The 6818-nt window shown below is 45.2% G+C and carries 5 protein-coding genes and 2 tRNA genes; 2 read left to right on the top strand and 5 right to left on the bottom strand.

The genetic code is table 11. From position 1 onward, the window contains the following. The first annotated feature begins 161 nt into the window (after positions 1 to 161). Entirely contained in the window at positions 162 to 1193 is a 1032-nt protein-coding gene (locus tag S1OALGB6SA_RS09805; protein ID WP_052079887.1) for a Gfo/Idh/MocA family protein, read from the top strand. Positions 1194 to 1935: 742 nt separating this feature from the next. Further along, a complete protein-coding gene (locus tag S1OALGB6SA_RS09800; protein WP_052079888.1) occupies positions 1936 to 2559 on the top strand; it encodes an adenylate kinase in 624 nt (207 codons plus the stop codon). Positions 2560 to 2585: 26 nt separating this feature from the next. Here S1OALGB6SA_RS09800 and S1OALGB6SA_RS09795 read toward each other — a convergent pair whose 3' ends face one another. From S1OALGB6SA_RS09795 to S1OALGB6SA_RS09775, 5 genes are all read right to left on the bottom strand, one after another. Next, positions 2586 to 3623, bottom strand: a complete 1038-nt coding sequence (locus tag S1OALGB6SA_RS09795) for a tetratricopeptide repeat protein (RefSeq protein ID WP_081949950.1) — start codon at positions 3621 to 3623, stop codon at positions 2586 to 2588. Beyond that, positions 3620 to 4687: a uracil phosphoribosyltransferase gene (locus S1OALGB6SA_RS09790; RefSeq protein ID WP_037561193.1), complete on the bottom strand. Its 1068-nt coding sequence runs from the start codon at positions 4685 to 4687 to the stop codon at positions 3620 to 3622. Before S1OALGB6SA_RS09790 ends, S1OALGB6SA_RS09795 begins: the two co-directional genes overlap by 4 nt. Before the next feature lie 120 nt (positions 4688 to 4807). Further along, entirely contained in the window at positions 4808 to 6208 is a 1401-nt protein-coding gene (locus S1OALGB6SA_RS09785) for an FG-GAP repeat protein (protein ID WP_037561194.1), read from the bottom strand. A 281-nt stretch (positions 6209 to 6489) separates the two neighbouring features. After that, positions 6490 to 6561, bottom strand: a tRNA-Glu gene (locus S1OALGB6SA_RS09780). 23 nt (positions 6562 to 6584) lie between these two features. Continuing rightward, positions 6585 to 6658 (bottom strand) — tRNA-Lys (locus S1OALGB6SA_RS09775). Between the last annotated feature and the right edge of the window lie 160 nt (positions 6659 to 6818).

Genomic DNA, 6818 nt, shown 5'->3' with positions numbered 1-6818 from the left:
GGCCTGTATCACAGGTAAAACAAAAAACTACTCCCACAAACAAAAAATGTCAAGCACATCAGAAAAAAACCAAAAAAGTACCATTAGTTTTTCGATATAGATTCCGGGACATGGTCTATCGGTGTACGGAAGCATCCAGTTCACAATATTCTGCAGTCTAAATGACACAAAGAAGTAATTGTCAATTAAGATGCGTAATCGCCGGTCTTGGCCGAATAGGCTCGACTCTTCAAAAGGACTCCCTAAGGGAAAAACCCGCGACTCACGCAGAAGCAATCGCTGACAATCCACATACCATTTTGACAGCCGGGGCGGATCCGTCGAAAAAACACCGGAGAGAATTCCAAGCAGATTGGAATTCAGTCCAAATATATGACGATGCAGAGGAAATGGTTCGCAATGAGAATCCCGACATACTTCACATAGCCTCTTGGACCGATACGCATCCAAAACTCCTTGAAATGGGATTTCATTATCGAATTCCCGTGATAGTTTGTGAGAAGCCACTGGCCAATTCAATAGCAGATATCAGGCCGGTAATGGAAATGGCAAAATCTGAATCGACTCGCGTAGTTGTAAATCACGAACGACGTTTCTCACGTGATTATCAATCTATCAGGAAAATTATCAACAGCAATGCCTTGGGAGAGTTGCTGTCCCTAAATTCTCGACTCTACATGGGTGGAAACAAGCCCAGTAGGAAAACAATCTACCACGACGGCACCCATATGATTGATATCGTGCGTTTCCTCTGCGATGCAGATATCGACATTCAACAGGCCTTGGGAAATCCGGAAAAACCAGGTGGGAAGCTTCTAGTCATTGGCAGCATTGGTAAAACCGATATAACCATTGATATCTCGGGTAGTCGGGATCATTTAGTGTTCGAATTGGATTTGAGTTTTACATCGGGAAGGGTTCGCATTGGGAACGGGACGTATGAAATTTGGAAATCGGAAGAATCGCCATACTATAGCGGATTTCGATCGCTGGTACGGGAAAAGGGCGAATGGAACTGCGCCACTGGATACTTTTCCGGAATGATGAATCACGTGGTTTCCTTAAGCCTGAATCCTAGGCAAAAAAGCAAATCCTCATTGAAAGACGGGTATATGGCGCTCAAAACTATTGAGCAAATATTGAAGCTCGCGGAGTGCAGCGAGATTCCCACAGAGCGATCGACGTCACTGTAATATGACAAAATGGAAAGCTTTGCTGCGGTTCACAGCAATTGGATTACCGCCACAATCATTTCGATAACTATCATCGTTTTCGCCTTATTCTGTTTCGACTCCCTGGCTTGTACGCTTGATCAATCAATTCAATCGCTATTCTCAAGCCTCGGGCTCCAAATTAGTCAGTGATACACCGAATGCTTATATCAACATCAGAATTCCAAGCCAGGGAATTTCTCTGCTCTGGCCATCAGAAGTTTCCTGTGATGAATACTCAAAACGACTGATTAGTTCTATTATTAAGTTTGGTTTTGATGTGTTTGATAGATGGAGAATCCACATATCCCAACCGGCTTCACGCTTTTAGTTCCAAAACTCCAAGACTGAAAAAAGCAAGCTCAGCTACCCTCCTTAGCGTCAGATTCTGCGGAATATAATCGTCCTCCAGCGCAATATCTCACACCCGGAAATGGTTTGACTTTGATACAGTTTTATCTTAAAATGAAGTTGAACGGAAATTAGCGATCCGAATGATATTCACTTGTGCCAATCTGCAATGCATGCATGAAGGTAAATTTTGTTTCCAGGCTGTGCCCAGTCATCTAAGCAGCTGCAAAATAGAGTGTTTCGAAGTCAGCATACTGAACGAATTTTGTCGAGTGGGAACGTTGGAATCAAAATGATCCGCCGGCTCTAGTGAGAGATCTGCAGACTCGCTACAAATTCTGAATCTCGTATCCAGAAGGAATTGAAAGTGAAAATGCTATTCCTTGGCCCCCCGGGGAGCGGTAAGGGCACTATGGCAGCTCGACTAAGTGCTTTGCTGGGCATTCCACATGTGTCAACCGGCGATCTTTTTCGAGAGAACATCAACAAGCAAACGCCGTTGGGGATGAAGGTGAAAAAAACTTTGGACTCCGGCGGATTGGTATCGGACGAAATAACAGTTGAGATACTTAGAACTCGGCTTGGGTTGAATGATGCCATCCGTGGATTTATACTTGACGGTTTCCCAAGAACCATTCATCAGGCTGACTCCCTCTCGAAAATCGACAATATCGACCATGCAATCGAACTTCGATGCACTCGGGAAGTTCTAATCAGACGTCTAACCGGACGCAGATCCTGCCCTGTATGCAGACGCATTTACCATGTGGATTCGATGCCGTCACTAGTGGAAAATATATGCGACGACGACGGCGCACAGCTCTATACTCGGAAAGATGATAATCTGGAATCAGTTAATAGGCGGCTCGCTCTCTATGAGAAGGAAACTCGGCCGCTAAGTGACTGGTACGGGGCAAAGGGGCTGCTTAGGTTTGTGAATGGTTCAAGAGAAGCAGATGTGGTTTTCGAAGAGATACGAGAAATAGTGGATATCTGATATACCTATGGATTGTGTTTGCAGCCTTATTTCTCAAGTTTGGTTTCGAAGGCTTTTCTAATTGTTTCTCCTACAGCTACCGGGGTTTCCCGTGCTAATTCCTCTATAAGCTCTTTATCGGCAAAGCCCTTGTTCAGAGCCTGCTCTAATGCCTCAAATCCCTTTTCATAGTCGTAAATCTTAGCCAATCTCAAGCGGGCTATATGCCACCAGTTCTCAGTCGAGTTCTCGCCGACATCCAATAATCTGATTCTATACCCCACGGATTCCCGATACAGGCCCAATTCCTCGGAAATTTCGGCCGCACCCTCAAGCGCCTGTATACTCTCGCCATAAAAAAGAGCATCGTCGTATAGTTTCAGAGCCTCTTGCTTATTCCCCAGCAATGCGGTGGTTTTCGCCAGGTTAATCCTGCTCTCGGCATTATTCGCCAGTTTCACAAGGAGTTTCCGATTTTTGAGGGCCTTTTCCGGTTCATGCATGGTTTCGTAGATTTCACATATGGCCCTGAGTACGATTTCATCGGCGGGAAAAACCGCCAATACAGCCTGATAGTATTCCAGAGCCACATCCAACTGATTGCTCTTCCAGCTCACCCATCCCAGGGCGCGCAATACAGTAAGGTTTTGGGGATCACGGCGAAGAAGCGATCTAAGCAATTCCAAGGATTCCTCGACATTCTTTTTCGAAAGCGAGGTGTTCCTGTCCGATGAATCCGCATGACTATCGGAAGCGGCTGCCAGAACAAGCGCCAAGTTGTAGGCGGCGGCAGCCATTTCCGGCTCATACTCAAGAGCCTGTTTATAGTAAGAAATCGAATCCAGAGTTCTGCCAGCCTCGCGAAGTTTGTTTCCTTGATTGTAGGCTTCGATTGCCCGCTCCTTCCTGGTACTCCATGTCTGACAAGCAAAAAGCATAAGAATAGACAAGACTACGAAACCTAAGTTAATTGCACGCCATCCTTTTATAATGCCCACATTGCTCCAGGTAATCTGAGTAATGGTGGACTTACTTCCTGCGGGGACGGCAGCGCTCCCCAAGCTATCTTCACAAACCGTCATCATCCTCCCAAAACTGTCCGCTCAATCTCTCTAACCTGCGATCGATAAAGAGAGGCCAGATTCGCGCCGTAGTCAGCAACTAATTGAATCATGCTCCGGGGAAAACCATCGTCCGGACCATTTATCCTGTCCCCCGCATCTCCAAGTCCCGGGAGGATATATGCCGAATCGTTGAGCATTGGATCCATCCACAGCATATAAACATTTATGTTTTCGATCGATCTAACAAATTGCAACGAACCCTGAAGGGCAGCCACCACATTGAGTGCCTTTATAGACCTGGGCCGAATTCCTTGATTGAGAAGATACTTCACTATTGTAACCATCGATCCCCCCGTTGCATTCATCGGATCGGCAAACACCAAATTCTTGTTTTCAAGGTTTTCGAGGTCGAAATAAGACATACTCAAATCTAGAACATATTCCATATTATCCTTCGACTTTGAATCGTCCCTTTTAATCCTGAAAAGTGCAAAAGGCGTAACCATTCCTGTGGAACTATATTCCTGAATTTCCTTACTCAAAATCATTGATGGGAGTAAGGAACCTCGAAGCATCACACACATCACCGTATCCTTGATTAGCTCATCAACATCGGGAATCTTGTGTACTGCAAAATTCTGAACCGGTATCATAACCGGAGTTTTAACTACCAGATAGTTTTTCTGCCTCTTTCCGGAACCGCCCCAGGCAAGATTGAACAACAGTTCATAGGCCCGCTGGATGTAATAAACAAACTCCTCTTTGCCAGTTCTCGAGTCTCTCAGTTTCGCTATCAAACGCGACACTTCGCCGTGTTGAATCGGCGGTGTTTTAAAACTGTAGACATGTAAATTGGGTTCGTCCGCAATAATCTTCTGCATGAACTTCCCCATCTTATCATAAAGACCTATAATTTTGTCCGTTTCGTTTTTTACCAACGATGGATTGGATCCACCCGCAGAAAGCTTCCGGAAGCAGCGCATTGATTCATCGTAGTATCGATGAAGCTGTGCGATATTTTCACGATCCACCTCGCTTAGATGACCATCCAAATCTGCGGTCTTCAGAGTTATTCTATCGTTCAAATGGCAAGAATCCTCTAAAAGTATTTTGACTATTGTACATTTCCATCCACATTTGTCGACTGTGCATTCTCACTATTTCAATCTCATATCCACCCAGTTGATTCCATAGCGTGACAAATTCTATATATGCCACAATTCAGATTCGCACAGTTCCGCTTCCACCACAAAGATACGAGAAGACTGGCGCCAAAGATCTCTCAAGAAAGGCGGACGCCCGGCATAAGCAGTTCTATACGAAGAGTTGCCGAAGTCAATTTGCTTGTAAGCGAGTATCTTTAGCGTTCCGGAATCGACTCCACTGTCATCTGCGCGGTCGGCACCTATAATAGCGTAGTTATCCGCCATCGCAAGTCCGGCACCAAAACCATCTCCTGCAGCACCATTTTCCTGCACATACTGGATGCTGGTATTCCAGCTATTGATATCTGTCCTAGCAAAAATGTAAGTAGAGCCAGAATCAATTCCCAACTCCAAATCGTCATGTCCATATGCACCCACCATTACATAGTCTCCAAAAATCGAAACAGAATGGCCGAATTTGTCTCCTGCTGCGGCATTGGAAGCGACAATTTTGGTACCAATATCCCAAGAATTAGATGCTGTTCGATGAAACACATAGGCAGCCCCTGAATCCTGGATACTGCCATCATCGCATCCCAACGCACCCACAATTGCGTAATCCCCAGAAATTGAGACAGAATGACCGAAATTGTCTCCTACTGTGCCATCGGGAGCGATAATTTTAGTACCGCTATCCCAGATGTTTTCTCCTATTCTTCGGAAAATATAGGCCGAGCCAGATCTAGGGCCATTCACGGCATCGAAAAAAGAACCCACAATTACATAGTCTCCAGAAATCGAAACAGCATTCCCAAAGAAATCGAAGTAACCTCCATCCGGGGCCGAGATTTCAAAGCCATCATCCCAGCTGTTGACTCCGATTCTGTGAAAGATGTAGGCCGAACCCGGGCTGGTTCCCGTATCAGTGTTGGTGAGGGCACTCACAACTGCATAATCTCCGGAAATTGCAACCGACCAGCCAAAATGATCATTTATTGCAGGGTTTTGCGGTTTTAACTTGGTTATGCTGTCCCAACCACTGGCTGTCTTCTTAAAGATATATGCCGCCCCGGAATCAATGGCATCATCATCGTCCAAATAGGCACCTACAATTGCATAATCCCCGAAAATTGAAACAGAATGCCCGAAATTATCCTCTGCCTCCGCATCCGGAGCCACAATCTTGGTTCCGGTATCCCAAGTATTAGGACCGGTATTGCTAAAAACATAGGCTGCGCCGGCATCATAACCTTTGCTTCCATCTCTTGGAACCCCGGCAATGAAATAATTTCCGGAAATAGAAACCGCCTTACCCAATTGATCATCTGCATTTAATCCGGAAACTATAGGTGATGAACTGATTGGGCCTAGATATTCTGATTGATTTACTAACAACTCTAAAAGGTTGTTGCAACCAGTCAATGTCACATTCAAAATAAACAATCCAAATAACCACCTCATCGGTTAACTCCTTGCAGTCCCTGATAGTCTTCTTAGACGCATATTTCAGGCCAACGGAGCTTATTTTGTTTATGAATAAGTAATTACAATCAGATACGTTCATGATGTCAAATTAGTCAGTTGCTATGAAAAAATCATAGTAGGAAGATCAATTATACGGGTAATTTACTTATATATAAAAGATTTATGACAGTAAAAGCATATCATGAGTTTTGCATTAAGCAGGTGGCAAAGGGGGAATCTCAAGAGATGAGAATAGTTATTGTTTTTGAAAATCCAGACATCTCCAGGGGGAATTGAACCCCCGTTGCCGGGATGAAAACCCGGTGTCCTAACCACTAGACGATGGAGACAAACACTCCGGCGGGATCGGATTTGAGCCGCAAAGGATTCGAACCTTTGACCCACGCCTTAAAAGGGCGTTGCTCTACCTAGCTGAGCTAGCGGCCCCACGGGCTAAGAATCTATACAGGACACTTTTTTGTGTCAACGTCTCCCCCTACAAAGTTCTGATGCAGGATGAGGGGGGCGGTGCTGGGGAATAAAATGATGCGATTGGAGCAGGGGCACATGAGGCTATCTGGTCTATGCTACTGGAAGGACGGCCGGT

Origin of the sequence: Olavius algarvensis spirochete endosymbiont, assembly GCA_900608495.1 — a bacterium.
Taxonomy (GTDB): Bacteria; Spirochaetota; Spirochaetia; order DSM-2461; family DSM-2461; genus UBA2779.
Note: the sequence above shows the minus strand (reverse complement) of the source record. Positions and strands in the feature narration are given on the sequence as shown.